The 14,109-nt window shown below is 70.9% G+C and carries 14 protein-coding genes; 12 read left to right on the forward strand and 2 right to left on the reverse strand.

Annotated elements, in window-relative coordinates; all coding sequences use genetic code 11:
* Positions 1 to 22: 22 nt before the first annotated feature.
* The gene (locus B0I28_RS01640; RefSeq protein WP_106362066.1) at positions 23 to 1,123 is read right to left on the reverse strand and encodes a hypothetical protein; all 1,101 of its coding nucleotides are present in this window, start codon (positions 1,121 to 1,123) and stop codon (positions 23 to 25) included.
* A gap of 222 nt (positions 1,124 to 1,345) precedes the next feature.
* Between B0I28_RS01640 and rimO the strand changes: the two genes are divergently transcribed.
* The 7 genes from rimO to cimA all read left to right on the forward strand — a co-directional run bounded on the left by rimO (position 1,346) and on the right by cimA (position 8,316).
* A complete protein-coding gene (rimO, locus tag B0I28_RS01645) occupies positions 1,346 to 2,818 on the forward strand; it encodes a 30S ribosomal protein S12 methylthiotransferase RimO (RefSeq protein ID WP_106362067.1) in 1,473 nt (490 codons plus the stop codon).
* Complete coding sequence (gene pgsA, locus B0I28_RS01650; RefSeq protein WP_106362068.1) at positions 2,815 to 3,393, forward strand: CDP-diacylglycerol--glycerol-3-phosphate 3-phosphatidyltransferase; 579 nt, start codon at positions 2,815 to 2,817, stop codon at positions 3,391 to 3,393. The genes rimO and pgsA overlap by 4 nt, the downstream gene beginning before the upstream one ends.
* 55 nt (positions 3,394 to 3,448) lie before the next feature.
* Positions 3,449 to 3,865, forward strand: coding sequence for a helix-turn-helix domain-containing protein (locus tag B0I28_RS01655; RefSeq protein WP_106362599.1), 417 nt, complete (start codon positions 3,449 to 3,451; stop codon positions 3,863 to 3,865).
* 166 nt (positions 3,866 to 4,031) lie between these two features.
* The gene (locus B0I28_RS01660; protein WP_106362069.1) at positions 4,032 to 4,880 is read left to right on the forward strand and encodes a PspA/IM30 family protein; all 849 of its coding nucleotides are present in this window, start codon (positions 4,032 to 4,034) and stop codon (positions 4,878 to 4,880) included.
* Positions 4,881 to 4,889: 9 nt separating this feature from the next.
* Positions 4,890 to 5,681 carry a phage shock envelope stress response protein PspM gene (pspM, locus tag B0I28_RS01665; RefSeq protein ID WP_106362070.1) on the forward strand — a complete coding sequence of 264 codons (792 nt, stop codon included), beginning with the start codon at positions 4,890 to 4,892 and terminating at the stop codon, positions 5,679 to 5,681.
* Positions 5,682 to 5,722: 41 nt separating this feature from the next.
* Positions 5,723 to 6,430, forward strand: a complete 708-nt coding sequence (locus B0I28_RS27035) for an RICIN domain-containing protein (RefSeq protein WP_181245598.1) — start codon at positions 5,723 to 5,725, stop codon at positions 6,428 to 6,430.
* 251 nt (positions 6,431 to 6,681) lie between these two features.
* Positions 6,682 to 8,316 carry a citramalate synthase gene (gene cimA, locus B0I28_RS01675; RefSeq protein ID WP_245888846.1) on the forward strand — a complete coding sequence of 545 codons (1,635 nt, stop codon included), beginning with the start codon at positions 6,682 to 6,684 and terminating at the stop codon, positions 8,314 to 8,316.
* Between the two features lie 135 nt (positions 8,317 to 8,451).
* On the opposite strand, the gene B0I28_RS01680 is transcribed toward cimA, so the two are convergent.
* Complete coding sequence (locus tag B0I28_RS01680; RefSeq protein ID WP_106362072.1) at positions 8,452 to 9,594, reverse strand: PQQ-binding-like beta-propeller repeat protein; 1,143 nt, start codon at positions 9,592 to 9,594, stop codon at positions 8,452 to 8,454.
* 114 nt (positions 9,595 to 9,708) lie between these two features.
* On the opposite strand from B0I28_RS01680, the gene B0I28_RS01685 reads away from it, so the two are divergent.
* The 5 genes from B0I28_RS01685 (at position 9,709) to B0I28_RS01705 (ending at position 13,888) form a co-directional block, all read left to right on the forward strand.
* Positions 9,709 to 10,050: a hypothetical protein gene (locus tag B0I28_RS01685; protein WP_106362073.1), complete on the forward strand. Its 342-nt coding sequence runs from the start codon at positions 9,709 to 9,711 to the stop codon at positions 10,048 to 10,050.
* Positions 10,051 to 10,164: 114 nt separating this feature from the next.
* Entirely contained in the window at positions 10,165 to 10,941 is a 777-nt protein-coding gene (locus B0I28_RS01690) for a fumarylacetoacetate hydrolase family protein (RefSeq protein ID WP_106362074.1), read from the forward strand.
* Positions 10,934 to 12,400 carry a glutamate--tRNA ligase gene (gltX, locus tag B0I28_RS01695; protein WP_106362075.1) on the forward strand — a complete coding sequence of 489 codons (1,467 nt, stop codon included), beginning with the start codon at positions 10,934 to 10,936 and terminating at the stop codon, positions 12,398 to 12,400. The genes B0I28_RS01690 and gltX overlap by 8 nt, the downstream gene beginning before the upstream one ends.
* Before the next feature lie 103 nt (positions 12,401 to 12,503).
* Positions 12,504 to 12,833, forward strand: coding sequence for a PadR family transcriptional regulator (locus tag B0I28_RS01700; protein WP_106362076.1), 330 nt, complete (start codon positions 12,504 to 12,506; stop codon positions 12,831 to 12,833).
* Positions 12,834 to 12,835: 2 nt separating this feature from the next.
* On the forward strand, positions 12,836 to 13,888 hold the full coding sequence (locus B0I28_RS01705) for an HAAS signaling domain-containing protein (RefSeq protein WP_106362077.1): 1,053 nt from the start codon (positions 12,836 to 12,838) through the stop codon (positions 13,886 to 13,888).
* Positions 13,889 to 14,109: the final 221 nt, after the last annotated feature.

The following is a 14,109-nucleotide window of genomic DNA, read 5'->3' on the forward strand; positions in this document are numbered from 1 at the left end:
CCGGTCCGACCGGACCGGGCCCCTACTCGAAGCTGGCGGTCAGCTCGTGCGTCTTGTCGCCGCTGATCGGCATCGAGATGCCCTCCTCGGGCCATTCGACCGGCCCTTCGGGGTGGAACGTCAGCGTGAACACGAGGCTGTCGGCCGGGACCGCGTACTCCAGGAAGTACGTGCGCCAGATCCCGTCGCCCCACTCCTCGTCCGTGTGCTCCACCGAGGCCGCCGTCAGCGCCCCGTTCGCGTCCGCGACGGCGAGGGCTTCTTCGGGATCGATGTTCCACTCCAGGCCCGACCCGGACTGGAGCCACCCGAACTGGAGCGCGAGGACCGCGCCGTCGTTCTCGGCCACCCAGCCCTCGCCGGGCTGGTACACCTCACGCGTGAGGGTGAATTCGGTGGAGTACACCCAGTCGTCGAACCAGTACTCGTACGAGCCGGTCGACGTGTAGCCGTCGACGGAGTTCTCCACGACGTCGGTGGTCACCGTGTCCGCGGACCCGTTGTACAGGGCCTGGACGAGCCCCTCGCGGGTGCGCGCGCGCAGGTCCATCGTCTGGGTCCGCTCGGAGTCGGTCATCTCCAGCGTCACCGGCGCGTCCTTCTCGACGACCGCCAGGTACGCGGCCCCGGCCACGGGCGCGGTGCCCGCGAACTCCCACTCCTCGGAGCCGATGACGAGCTTCCCGGAGAGCTCGGTGAGGTCGTCCACCGCGTACGGGGCCTCCACGCCCGGCTCGGGCGCGAACTGCACGAGCGTGAACTCGTACCCGGGCGGCGGCGGCACGGTGATCGGGTGGTCCTCGCCGATGAGGTACTCCAGCTGGAAGTCCGCGGGGACCTCGTCGAACGAGGCCACGCACTCGACGCGGAGCGCGAAGTGCGCGCCGCGCAGCAGCCCCTCGTCGCCCTCGAAGCGGTGCCCGCCCTCGCTCGGGCAGATCGAGACGGGCACTTCGTCGCTGGCGACCGAGTAGCCCGCTCGGGTGTTCAGCGTGCCCGTGGGCACCTCGCCGCACGCGGCGGCGCCGAGCGCGGCGGCCGCGGCGAGCGCCGCGAACGCGGCCCTGCGGGCGGGGCTGTTCCGGGGGATCCTGTCGGCTGGGGCGATGCCTTTGGGGGACATGGGACCAGCCTAAAGTATGGGTGCGACGCCCGGTGATCCGATGTTGCCCCAGCGCAGGAGGGCCGGGAACGGCCCGATTCGTCCGCCGGGCATTCGGCGCATACCGTCCGTGACCGGCCCGGAGCGGCCCCTGAGTGGGGTCGGCCACTCTACGCCCCGGACCACCGTGACGCTGCCCGCCGCCCCGGGCGTTCACCTGCCGCCCCTGGGTACGCTTTCTGGGTGTCATCAGCTCATTCGACCGCCGATTCGAACTCCCGCGCCGCAGGCAAGAGCGTCGCGCTCCTGACGCTCGGCTGCGCCCGCAACGAGACCGACTCCGAGGAGCTGGCCGCGCGCCTGGCCGCCGGCGGCTGGCGCATCAGCGACGACGGCGAGAACGCCGACGTGGTCATGGTCAACACCTGCGGGTTCATCGAGCAGGCCAAGACCGAGTCCATCGACGTGCTGCTGGAGGCCTCGAACACCGGCGCCAAGGTCGTGGCGACCGGCTGCATGGCGGAGCGGTACGGCCGCGAGCTCGCCGAGAGCCTCCCGGAAGCGGACGCCGTCCTCGGCTTCGACCACTACCCGGACATGGCCGCGCGCCTCGACGACATCCTCGCGGGCCGCACCATCGAGTCGCACCAGCCCGGTGACCGCCGCAAGCTCCTGCCGCTGGCCCCGGCCGCCCGCCAGGCCGCGGCCGCGGTCGTGCCCGGCCACTCGCGCGCCGCGCAGGCCGACGGCGCCGCGCCGGCCGCGGGCGCCCCGCAGCACCTCGCGGTGGTCCGCAAGCGCCTCACCGACGGCCCCGTCGCGAACCTGAAGCTCGCGTCCGGGTGCGACCGGCGCTGCACGTTCTGCGCGATCCCCACGTTCCGCGGCTCGTTCGTGTCCCGCACGCCCGAGGAGATCCTCGCCGAGGCCGCGTGGCTCGCCTCCGAAGGCGTCAAGGAGCTCAACCTCGTCTCGGAGAACACCACCTCGTACGGCAAGGACCTGCCCGACACGCAGGCCCTGGAGCACCTCCTCGAAGGCATGGCCGCGATCGACGGCATCGAGTGGATCCGCCTGTCGTACCTCCAGCCCGCGGAGCTGCGCCCGAGCCTCATCGAGGCGATGCACCGCACGGAGAAGGTCGTCCCGTACTTCGACCTGTCGTTCCAGCACTCCTCGGCGAAGGTCCTGCGCCGCATGCGCCGCTTCGGATCGACCGAGAACTTCCTGGCGCTGCTCGACCAGATCCGCGCGGTGTCCCCGCTCGCGGGCGCCCGCACGAACGTGATCGTCGGCTTCCCCGGCGAGACCGAGGAGGACGTGGAGGAGCTCATGGGCTTCCTCGAAGCGGCCCGCCTCGACTCCACGGGCGTGTTCGCGTACTCCGACGAGGACGGCACCGAGGCGGTCGACCTCGACGGCCACGTCCCCGAGGACGAGGTCCAGGACCGCCACACCCGGGTCGCGATGCTCGTCGACGAGCTGGTGAGCCAGCGCGCCGCCGACCGCGTCGGGGAGACGATGACGGTGCTCGTCGAGTCCGTGGAGGACGACGGCGTGGACGGCCGCGGCGCCCACCAGGCGCCGGAGGTCGACGGCACGGTCGCCCTGGTCGGCGAGGTCGAGGGCCTGGAGCCCGGCGACTTCGTGACCGCGAAGGTCGTGGACTCGCACGGCGTGGACCTGGTGGCGGAGCTCGTCGAGGAGGCCTGGTGACCGCCGACCCCCCGGTCTCGCCGTGGAACATCGCGAACGTGGTGACCGTGGCCCGGATCTTCCTGGTGCCGGTGTTCGCCGTGTTCGTGGTCCTGTCGGGGATGGAGCACACGGGGTGGCGGGTCGCGGCCTGCCTGCTGTTCGTGTTCATCTCGGCGACGGACTTCGTGGACGGGTGGCTGGCGCGCTCGCGCGGCCTGGTGACCGATTTCGGCAAGCTGGCGGACCCGATCGCGGACAAGGCGCTGATCGGGACGGCCCTGGTGCTGCTGAGCTACTACGGCGCCCTGCCGTGGTGGGTGACGGTGGTGATCCTGGTGCGCGAGCTGGGGATCACGGTGTGGCGCATGACGATCCGCAACCGCACGGTGGTGGCGGCGGACCGCGGCGGGAAGCTGAAGACGGTCCTCCAGATCACGGCGGTGTCGTGGATGCTGTTCCCGTGGCCGGCGCCGCTGGACGCGGCGGGGCTGTGGCTGATGTACGCGGCGGCGATCCTCACGGTCCTGACGGGAATGGATTACCTCTGGAAAGCATTCAAATCTAGGGAGAGCGAGCCGAACCGGTCGAGCTAGGCTTGCAGGACCCGTTTAGGCTCATATGAGCGACCGCGGCGTGGAGGAGAACCCTATGGTGTTGTTGAGGGAACTGCTGGGAGAGACCCTGCGTCGTCGTCGCCGCGCCCAGAAGCGGACGCTGCGTGACGTGTCGAAGCAGGCGAATGTGAGCTTGGGCTACCTCTCGGAGATCGAACGGGGCCACAAGGAGCCGTCGAGCGAGCTGCTGGCGTCCGTGTGCGGGGCGCTCCAGGTGCGCCTGTCGGAGGTGCTCGCGGAGGTGTCGCGGGAGGTCGCGGCGCACGAGCGCGGCGACGAGGCCCCGCAGCACCCGCAGGCCAGGCAGGTGCCGGTGCTGCTGCCGTCGCGGGAGCAGGCCGCCGCCGCGGAGGAGTCGCGGCGCCGCCGTCCGGCCGCCGCCATAGCGCAGGTCCGGTCCCGCCACCGCCGTGGCGAGGTGTCCGATTCGGTGGTCCGCGCGGCCGCCTGACTGCGTACCTGAACGCCGTACCCGATGATGTAGTTTTGCGATGGAGGCGTCACCCCTGTCCCGCAAGAGTGGCGCCGATGTCCGACACTAGAGGCAAGTCGGCGTTGCAGTTGCAAAATGTATGGCTCGCAAGCTTCGCCAAGTGAGCACCGGAAGGACCCCGATAATGGCCAATCCGTTCGTCAAGGGCTGGAAATACATGATGGCGCTCTTCGGTGCGAAGATCGACGAGTACGCCGACCCCAAGATCCAGATCCAGCAGGCGATCGAGGAGGCGCAGAAGCAGCACCAGGCACTGGTGGGGCAGGCCGCCTCGGTGATCGGGAACCAGCGGCAGCTGGAGATGAAGCTGAACCGCTCGATGTCCGAGGTGGAGCGGCTCCAGGCGCAGGCGCGCCAGGCGCTCGTGCTGGCGGACAAGGCCCGCGCCGACGGCGACGAGGCGAAGGCGCAGCAGTTCGAGTCGACCGCCGAGATCCTCGCCGGGCAGCTGGTCTCCACCGAGCAGTCCCTTGAGGACATGAAGGTGATGCACGACCAGGCGCTGACGGCCGCCGACCAGGCGAAGAAGGCCGTCGAGAACAACCAGATGATCCTCCAGCAGAAGCTCCAGGAGCGCACGAAGCTGCTCGGCCAGCTGGAGCAGGCGAAGATGCAGGAGACGATCGCCTCGTCCCTGGAGCAGATGTCGCAGACCGCCGCGCCCGGGAACGTGCCGAACTTCGACGAGATCCGCGACAAGATCGAGGGCCGGTACTCGAACGCGATGGGCCGCGCCGAGCTCGCCTCGAACTCGGTCGAGGGCCGCCTCCTCGAAGTGAACCGCGCCACCCGCGACATGGCGGGGGCCTCGCGCCTGGAGCAGATCCGCGCCTCCCTTGAGGGCGACCAGCTCTCGGGCGGCAAGGAGAAGGCGCAGATCGAGTCGAAGGAGTCGGTCACGAACGCCCGCCTCGCCGACATCCGCGCGTCCCTCGACGAGGGGACCGCGGAGGCGGACAAGACCAACAGCTAAGGACGCCCGGTGGACGCCAAGGAACGCAAGCGCGCGTTCAAGCGCCTGCGCTCCCGCCTGGCTTCCGCCAAGTCCTGGACCACCACTGCCGGCGGCGCCGCCGCCGGCAGTGCGTTCTTCATTCCCTATGCGGGTCTCGGTGCGCCCGACGGGATCTGGGTGACGGTCGCGGGGTTCTCCACGGCGATGGCCGTGGTCCGCTGGTTCGACTACCGGCGCCTGGCGCGGGCGCTGCCCGAGTCGGAGCGGGCGTCGCTGGAGCTGCACGGCCCGGCGAAGCTCGCGAGTGAGGCGAAGGGCCTGTTCGGCGAGGCTGCCGACGCGATCCGCCGGGGCCGCATCCGGGACCAGTTCAAGCGCAGCCGGGCGCTGCGGCCCTACGAGCGCCTGGAGCAGGCGTCCATCGCGGCCGAGCGGATGGCGAACCGCTTGCAGGGCAACGAGGAGGCCGTGGCGATCCTCGCCGGGGCGGGCCAGGCCGGGCGCGAGCTGTACCAGCTCGCCTTGAGCGTCAAGGACGTCGAGCAGGCGCTCGCGGTGTCGCCGTCGATGAAGCGCACGGGCCTCCAGGACGGCCTGGACCGGATGGTCGAGCGGCTCGAATCGGGCGTGACCGCCTACGAGGACATGGTGACCGCGGCGGGGGAGTGCCTGGCCGGGTCGATCGGCCTCCAGCACGAGCTGACCGCGCACCGCGCGGACGAGACCCTCGACATGCTCACCGACGCGGCCGACCGGCTGCGCGCGGCGGGCGACGCGGCGAGCGAGATCCGCGGCCGGATCGGCGAGCAGCGCGCCTGAGCCCTCGTACGTGAATATGTCTAATTTGGTGTAATCTCCGGGTGAAAGCCCGTATTCTTCCCGCCACGCTCGCCGCTGCCGCCGCCCTGCTTCCCGCCGCGCCCGCCCAAGCCGCGGACCCGGTCCCCGACGAACCGGTCCGCATGTACCTCAAGGACCACCCGGACCTGACGCTCGCCCAGCAGAACGGCGCGGTCCGCCTCGCCGCCGACGGCGACCTGTGGACGCTCCGCGCCGTCGAGGCCCTCCAGGATCTCGGCGAGTACCAGGTCGTCCGCGAGAGCGACGGGAAGTGCCTCTCCGCCGACGTCTCCGGCGGCGGCGAGACCGCCCCCGTGTTCCTCGCCGACTGCGCGGGCGCCGACGCCTGGAACGTCGTCTTCGACGACGCTCAGTCCAATGAGGACTTCCGGTTCATCGGTACCGACGGCTACTACCTCGGCCTCACCGACGACGCCGACGCCGTCGAAGGCGCCGAGGTCGTCGCCGTCGCGCTCGGCGACGGCGCCAGCCCCTCCCGCCACTTCCAAGAGTGGCTGTTCGCCGCCGTCCCGCCCGAGACGCCCACGCCCTCAGAGACGCCTTCGTCGGAGGCCCCATCGACCACGCCGCCCGCGGCCCAGCCGCAGCTGCCGACCACCGGAGCCGGACTCGGCGCCGTCCTCGCAGCGGGCGCCATCGCCCTCGCCGGAGGAACCGCGCTCCTGCTGTGGTGGCAGCGCCGCCGCGCCTTCCGCTCGGACTGGTAGCGCATCGTCCACAGCGACACAGTGATTCCCGAGATGTGGGAAATGCTGGGCGGCCCGGTCCGCCGGTGGCATACTTCCTCTCGTGACTTTCCAGCTCATGATTAGCTGCGGGCGTTCCGCGAGGCCGTAATGCCATCGCCGAACGCCAGACCTCCTGCGCCCGCAGGGGGTCTTTTTCGTTCAGGGCAAACGAACGTTCAGGTCCGACGCGCAGCACAGGACCCATCGGCAGACAGGACTTGGAGCACCAAGTGACGCAAGCAGACTCCGCTACCAAACCCGGCGAGGCAGAGACCGGCGCCGGGGACTTCCACGTCTTCGACACCACGCTCCGCGACGGCGCCCAGATGGAGGGCCTGCGCTACTCCGTCGCCGACAAACTCGCGGTAGCCGAGCTCCTCGACGAGCTCGGCGTCGACTACATCGAGGGCGGCTGGCCCGGCGCGATCCCCTCGGACACCGAATTCTTCGCCCGCGCCGCGGACGAGCTGAACTTCAAGCACGCCAGGCTGGTCGCCTTCGGCATGACCCGGCGCGCCGCCTCCACCGCCGCCGAGGACCCCGGCTTCAAGGCCCTCCTCGACTCCCGCGCGCCCGTCCTGTGCCTCGTCGCCAAGTCCGACATGCGCCACGTCGAGCAGGCCCTGAAGACCACCCCCGAAGAGAACCTCGCCATGATCGCCGACTCCGTCCGCACCGGACGCGAGCACGACCGCCAGGTCTTCATCGACTGCGAGCACTTCTTCGACGGCTACCGCCACGACCCCGTCTACGCCGCCCTCGTCGTCAAGACCGCCCTCGACGTCGGCGCCGAAGCGGTCGTCCTGTGCGACACCAACGGCGGCTCCATCCCCTCCGACATCACCGCGGCCTTCACCGACCTGCGCGCCCGCCTCGCCGCCGACCTCCCGCCCGAGCGCATCCGCCTCGGCATGCACGCCCAGAACGACACCGGCTGCGCCGTCGCCAACACCGTCGCCGCCGTCGAGGCCGGGGCCATGCACGTCCAGGGCACCGCCAACGGCTACGGCGAGCGCCCCGGCAACGCGAACCTCTTCACCGTCATCGCGAACCTGGAGACCAAGCTCGGCCGCAAGGTCCTCCCCGACGGCGGCCTGGAGAAGCTCACCCGCGTCTCCCACGCCATCGCCGAGATCGCCAACATGACCCCCGACGAGCACGCCCCCTACACCGGCCACGCCGCGTTCGCCCACAAGGCGGGCATCCACGCCTCCGCGATCAAGGCCGACCCGGCCCTGTACAACCACATCGAGCCCGAGCTCGTCGGCAACGACATGCGCATCCTCGTCACCGAGATGGCCGGCCGCGCCTCCGTCGAACTCAAGGGCCGCGAACTCGGCATCGACCTCGCCGGCGACAAGGACGCCCTCGACCGCATCACCAAGCGCGTCAAGGAACTCGAATCCAAAGGCTGGTCCTTCGAGGCCGCCGACGCCTCCTTCGAGCTGCTCGTGCGCGACGAAGTGGAAGGCGGCCTGCCGCGGCCCTTCACACTCGACACGTACCGCGTCATCGTCGACCACGACCCGAACGGCGCCACCGTCGCCGAGGCCACCGTCCGCGTCGACGTCGAAGGCGAGCGCGTCATCTCCACGGCGCAGGGGAACGGCCCGGTCAACGCCCTCGACGCCGCGCTGCGCTCCGCGCTGGCCGCCCGGCACCCGCGCCTGGCCGAGCTGACGCTCTCGGACTTCAAGGTCCGCATCCTCGCCGGGTCCACCGGCACCGACGCGGTCACCCGCGTCCTCATCTCCATGAGCGACGGCGAAGCCGAGTGGACCACCGTCGGCGTCGCCCCCAACCTCATCGAGGCGTCCTGGAACGCCCTCGCGGACGGCCTCGCCTACGGGCTGAACCGCCGCTGACTTCAGGCCACGAGCCGCCGAGACCGGGGACGGTCCACGAGACCGTCCCCCTTGCCCGGCCCGCGCCGACCGTGCGGGAGGGCGAACGAATGAAGGGGCCCGATCGATGATCGGGCCCCTATCGCTTGCGTTGCGTCAGTTGAAGACCGCGATCCTCTTCTGCTCCATGGCGCCGCCGCCGAAGGTCGTGAACGACCCGCCGACGGTCATGTTCGCGCCCGACGGGTGGACCGTGGCGTCCCAGGCGCCCACGACGCCGTTCGCGCCCGGGTTCCACGGCAGCAGGTTCCCGTTCATGTCGACCGCGAGGAGCTTCCCGCGGTGCGCCTTGATGCCGTCCACGCACTGGCCCAAGGGACCTGCGTGGTTGGTGTTGCACGCCTCGTCGAAGTGGCCGCCGCCGATGACGGTGTTGCCCCACACGGCGACGGTCTGCATCCCGCCGTCCACGGCCTGGTACCAGAGCGTCTCGCCGGTGGTCGTGAACGCCCGGATCTCGCCGCCGCGCCCGTCGAGCGCCGCGTACACGCGGTCCCCGGCGACGACGACCTCGCGGGTGAGGACGTACACCTTCGCGGAGAATCCCGTGTCGACCGCGCCCGTCACCGGGTCGACCGCGCCGAGCTTCCCGTACTTCTTGTCGCCGCCGATCATCGAGAACACGCCCGCGACGTAGAGGCGGCCGTGCCCGGACTGGACGTCGCGCACGCCGCCCTCGGACACCTCGGGTTTGAACGCGGCGATGGGAGCGCCCGTGGACGCGTCGACGGCGGCGAGGCGCGGCTGCGCGAGCGAGCCCACCTTCGTGAACGTGCCGCCGAGGTACACGGTGGACCCGACGGGCTCGATCGAGTAGACCGTGGCGCTCGGGTTCGGCCGCCACGCCGTGTCGAGCTTCCCGGTGGACAGGCTGAACCGGGCGATCCGGGACATCGCGGTGCCGTCGACCTCGGTGAACTTCCCGGCGACGTACAGGTACCCGCCGCCGGTCTTCACCTCGTGGACGGTGCCGTTGAGGACCGGCGCGAACGGCAGCAGCGCGCCGGTCCGCGAGTTCACCGCGGCCAGGTACGTGCGGTCCGCGTAGGTCCCGTCGGTCTGCTTGGCCCGGGTGAACAGGCCGCCGGAGTAGACGGTGTCGCCGTTGTAGGCGACCTTGACGACCTGGTCGTTGAAGGAGGCGGTCGCCTGCGGCAGGTTCGAGTCGATCGCCCCGGCCGGGGCCTGCACGAACAGCAGGGCCGCAAAAAGTGCTGAGATGGTGATCAGACGGCGCATTGCGGCAGTCTTCCACGCGGACGGCGCCCCGCGGCGGATTCGTGACGGCGCGTCAGGGGACAGCGGAGGAATGCGGTGACCCGCCCGATTGCCCCGTCGTACTACAGTTGAGGTGTGACTTCCTACAAGACCGATCGCGCCCGCGCGGCTGCACTCGCCGCGGACTCGGCCGTGTACGGACGCCGCCGTTTCGGCGCCGGGTTCTTCCTGGGCCTGGTGATCGTCGTGGTCCTCGCCGTCGTCCTGGGCTTCGTGCTCGTCGGCGGCCTGAGCGAGACCCTCCGGGTGCGCCTCGGCGCGACCTCGCTGTCGCTGCTGGTCGCGGCGCCGCTCACGTGCGTCCTGGGCTTCTTCGTCGGCATGTTCGGCCGCGTGCGCCGCATGGGCATGGGCATCGTCGTCGGCGCGCTCGTCGGCACCGTCGTCATCGCGGGCCTCTTCCTGCTCCTGCGCTAGTGCGGCCTCGGCGTGACCGGCGAGTCCGGCGCGCGGGAGCGCCGCGCCCGCAGCCGCCGCGCGAACTAAGCTGGGCCCGCAAGGTTTCGAACCAGTCTTAGAGAGGGGCCGACTGTGCGGATCGCGCGGATCGCTCACCCCACCGGCATGTCGTTCGCAGTCCTCGAAGGGGAGGGGCCCGGGGCCACCGCCGCGGAGATCGAGGGGCACCCGTTCGCGCAGATCAAGCTCACCGGCCAACGCTGGGCGCTCGACGACGTGCGGCTGCTCGCCCCGATCCTCCCGTCGAAGGTCGTGTGCGTGGGCCGCAACTACGCCGAGCACGCCGCCGAACTCGGCAACGAGGTCCCCAAGGAGCCGCTGATCTTCCTCAAGCCCTCGACCTCGGTCATCGGCCCGAGCGAGATGATCCGCCTCCCGGCCGTGTCCGACCAGGTCGAGCACGAGGCGGAGCTGGCGGTCGTCATCGGCCTGCACGGCGCCCGCGGCCTCGACCGCGAGGCCGCGAAGTCCTCGATCTACGGCTACACGTGCGCGAACGACGTGACCGCGCGCGACCTCCAGAAGCAGGACGTGCAGTTCACGCGCGCCAAGGGCTTCGACTCGTTCTGCCCGCTGGGCCCGTGGATCGAGACCGACGCCGACGTGGCCGACGCGGAGGTCCGCTGCGAGGTCAACGGCGAGGTGCGCCAGCTCGGCTCGACGAAGGACATGATCTTCGACGTGCCCGCGCTCATCGCGTACGTCTCGCAGATCATGACCCTCCTCCCCGGGGACGTGGTGCTCACCGGGACGCCCGCGGGCGTCGGGCCGATCCAGGCCGGCGAGACCGTCTCCGTTTCCGTCGCCGGCATCGGCACGCTGACCAACAAGGTGATCGCCAGTGAGTAACGCCCGCACCCGCTTCTGCCCCAGCCCGACCGGCACCCCGCACGTCGGCCTGGTGCGCACCTGCCTGTTCTCGTGGGGCTACGCCCGCGCGAAGGGCGGCTCGTTCGTGTTCCGCATCGAGGACACCGACGCGGCGCGCGACACCGAGGAGTCCTACGAGCAGCTCCTCGAAGCGCTCTCGTGGCTGGGCATGACCTGGGACGAGGGGCCCGACATCGGCGGCCCCTACGCGCCGTACCGGCAGTCGCAGCGCCTCGACATCTACGCCGACGTCCTCAAGCGCCTCCTCGACGGCGGCTACGCCTACGAGGCGTTCTCCACCAACGAGGAAGTGGAGGCCCGGCACCGGGCCGCGGGCCGCGACCCGAAGCTCGGCTACGACAACTTCGACCGCGACCTCACCGAGGAGCAGAAGGCCGCCTTCCGCGCCGAGGGCCGCAAGCCCGTGCTGCGCATGCGGATGCCCGACGAGGACATCGTGTTCCAGGACGCGGTGCGCGGCGAGGTCCGCACCCCCGCGGGCACCGTCCCCGACTACGTGGTCGCGCGCGGCGACGGCTCGCCGCTGTACACGCTCACCAACCCGGTGGACGACGCGCTCATGAAGGTCGACATGGTCACCCGCGGCGAGGACCTCATGCCCTCGACGCCCCGCCAGATCGTCATGTGGCACGCGCTCATCGAGCTGGGCCTGGCCGACGCCGAGCCCGAGTACGCGCACCTGCCGCTCATCGTCGACGAGCGCGGCAAGAAGATGTCCAAGCGCGACCCCCGCTCGAACCTGTTGCAGTACAAGGAGGCCGGGTACCTGCCCGAGGGCGTCCTCAACTACGTGGCGACGCTCGGCTGGTCCATCTCCGGCGACCGCGACACGTTCACCGTCGCGGAGTTCCTGTCGGCGTTCGACCTCCACGACGTCAAATCCAACCCGGCGCGGTTCGACGAGAAGAAGTTCGACGCGATCTGCGCCGAGCACTTCCGCATGACCGACCCCGCGGAGCTGACCCGCCTGCTGCTGCCGCGGCTGCGCGACGCCGGGCTCATCGGGGACGCCCCGACCGCGGCCGAGGCGCACGTCCTCGACGTGGCCGTGCCGCTCGTCCAGGAGCGCTGCTCGACGCTCGCGCAGGCCGTGGAGATGCTCCGCTTCCTGTTCTGCGGCACCGAGGTCGCGATCGACGAAGACTCGGCGAAGAAGACCTTCAAGGACGACGCCGCGCAGGTCCTCGACGCCTCCATCGCCGCGCTCGACGGCATCGAGTGGACGACCGCGAGCATCGAGGAGGCCCTGCGGGCCGCGCTCGTCGACGGCATGGGCCTCAAGCCGCGCAAGGCCTTCGGGCCGGTCCGCGTGGCGATCAGCGGCAAGACCGTCTCGCCGCCGCTGTACGAGTCCATGGAGCTGCTCGGCAAGGACGTGAGTATGGCGCGCCTGCGCGCCGCCCGCGCCACTCTGTAAGCGCCGCAAGGAGGACCGGCCCCGCACTGGCGTGCGGGGCCGGTCCTGTCTCCAGGGGCTCCGCTTAGCACACTACTGTGCAATGCATGGTACTGTCGTATGCGTGGACCGATCGCAACTGCTCAAAGGACTGCTCGACATCATCGTGCTGCGCGTCCTCGCCGACGAGGACGCGTACGGCTACGAGATCCTCCACCGCCTGCGCAAGGCCGGGTTCGAGGAGCTCGGGGACGCCACGGTGTACGGGACGCTCCGGCGGCTGTTCAAGGCCGGACACCTGTCCACCTACGTGATGCCCAGCGACGCCGGACCGCACCGGAAGTACTACGCGCTCACCGCGACCGGCCGCACCCGCCTGCGCGCCATGCGCGAAGCATGGGAGGACGTCAGCGGCAAGATGCGCGCCCTCCTCGACTCCCCCGAGAAAGGCTGACGATGACCGACTCACCCCGCGGCACCGAGGCGGCGACCTACCTCGCGGAGGTCCGCCGCCACCTCGCCGACCTGCCGCCCGCGGTCCGCGAGGACCTGCTCGCCGACCTCGAAGCCCACCTGAACGAGGTCGCCGCCGACCTGGAACCGGGCGCCACGCTCGCCGGACGCCTCGGCGCCCCGGCGGCGTACGCCGCGGAGCTCCGGGAGACCGTCGTCGTCGAAGGCGACTCCGAGCCGGTCGCGGCGCGCCGCGACCGGATCGCGGAGGCCCGCGCCGCCGTCGCCAGGACCGCCGACGCGGCCACCCGCTCGGCGGGCATGGGGGACTTCGCCGAGTTCCGCGAGAAGGTCAGGCCCGGCTGGTGGGCCGTGCGCGGCGCGGTAGGCGCGCTGCTCCTGCTCTACTGGTTCTCCTCGGTCCAGTACGGCTTCACCGACTTCTGGATCTTCGGCTCGTTCCCGGGCCTGGTCTTCGGGCTCGCGGCGGTGCTCCTCGGCGTCTGGATCTCCCTGCGGATCGGCACCGCCTCGACCCGCTGGGGCCGCACCTCGCAGCTGTGGACCGCCTGGCTCGGCGCGGGCCTGATGGCCCTGGCCGCCTACCAGTTCGCGTGGGTCTACACCGGCGGGCTGCCGGACCGGTACGTCCCGTCCGCGTCCTACTCCTACGACGACGGCTCCCTGGAGATCGAGGACCTCCGCGCCTACGACGAGAACGGCGAGCCGATCGACGGGTTCTACCTCTTCGACCAGAACGGCGACCCGGTGCTCCTCGGCGACCCGTACCGGTGCGATTCGGGGGACCAGTACACGGACCCGTACGGCGAACACGGCTACCTGTACCCGCTGTGCCCTACCCCGGAAGAGGCCCTGGGCGAAGCCACGCCCTCCGACGACCGGGAGCCCACCGCCGGACCGAGCGAGTCCCCGACCGCCGACGAGACCACCGAGGCCCCGGAGGAGTCCCCGAGCGACGAGCCCGACCCGACGGCGTCCGATGAGCCGACCACGGCAGAGGCCACCCCGAGCGAGGCCGACCCGACCACCGACTAGCCCCCACCCGCCACACCGGCCCCGCCCGCACCAGGGCGGGGCCGGTCCGTTGCCTCCTGTGACATTGCTCTCCGTGGACCTAAGTGGAAGAAAGAAGAAGCGTCCCGGGCACTGTCAATGGCCCGTTCGGCCGAGTCGCCGGCCCGCGGTTCCCGGCCTTTGGGGTGCCCTTCGCGATACTCCCGCTATCGGGCGAGACGGGCACGGAAGCCCTTGCGGTA

The organism is Glycomyces artemisiae (assembly GCF_003002955.1).
Classification (GTDB): Bacteria; Actinomycetota; Actinomycetes; order Mycobacteriales; family Micromonosporaceae; genus Glycomyces; species Glycomyces artemisiae.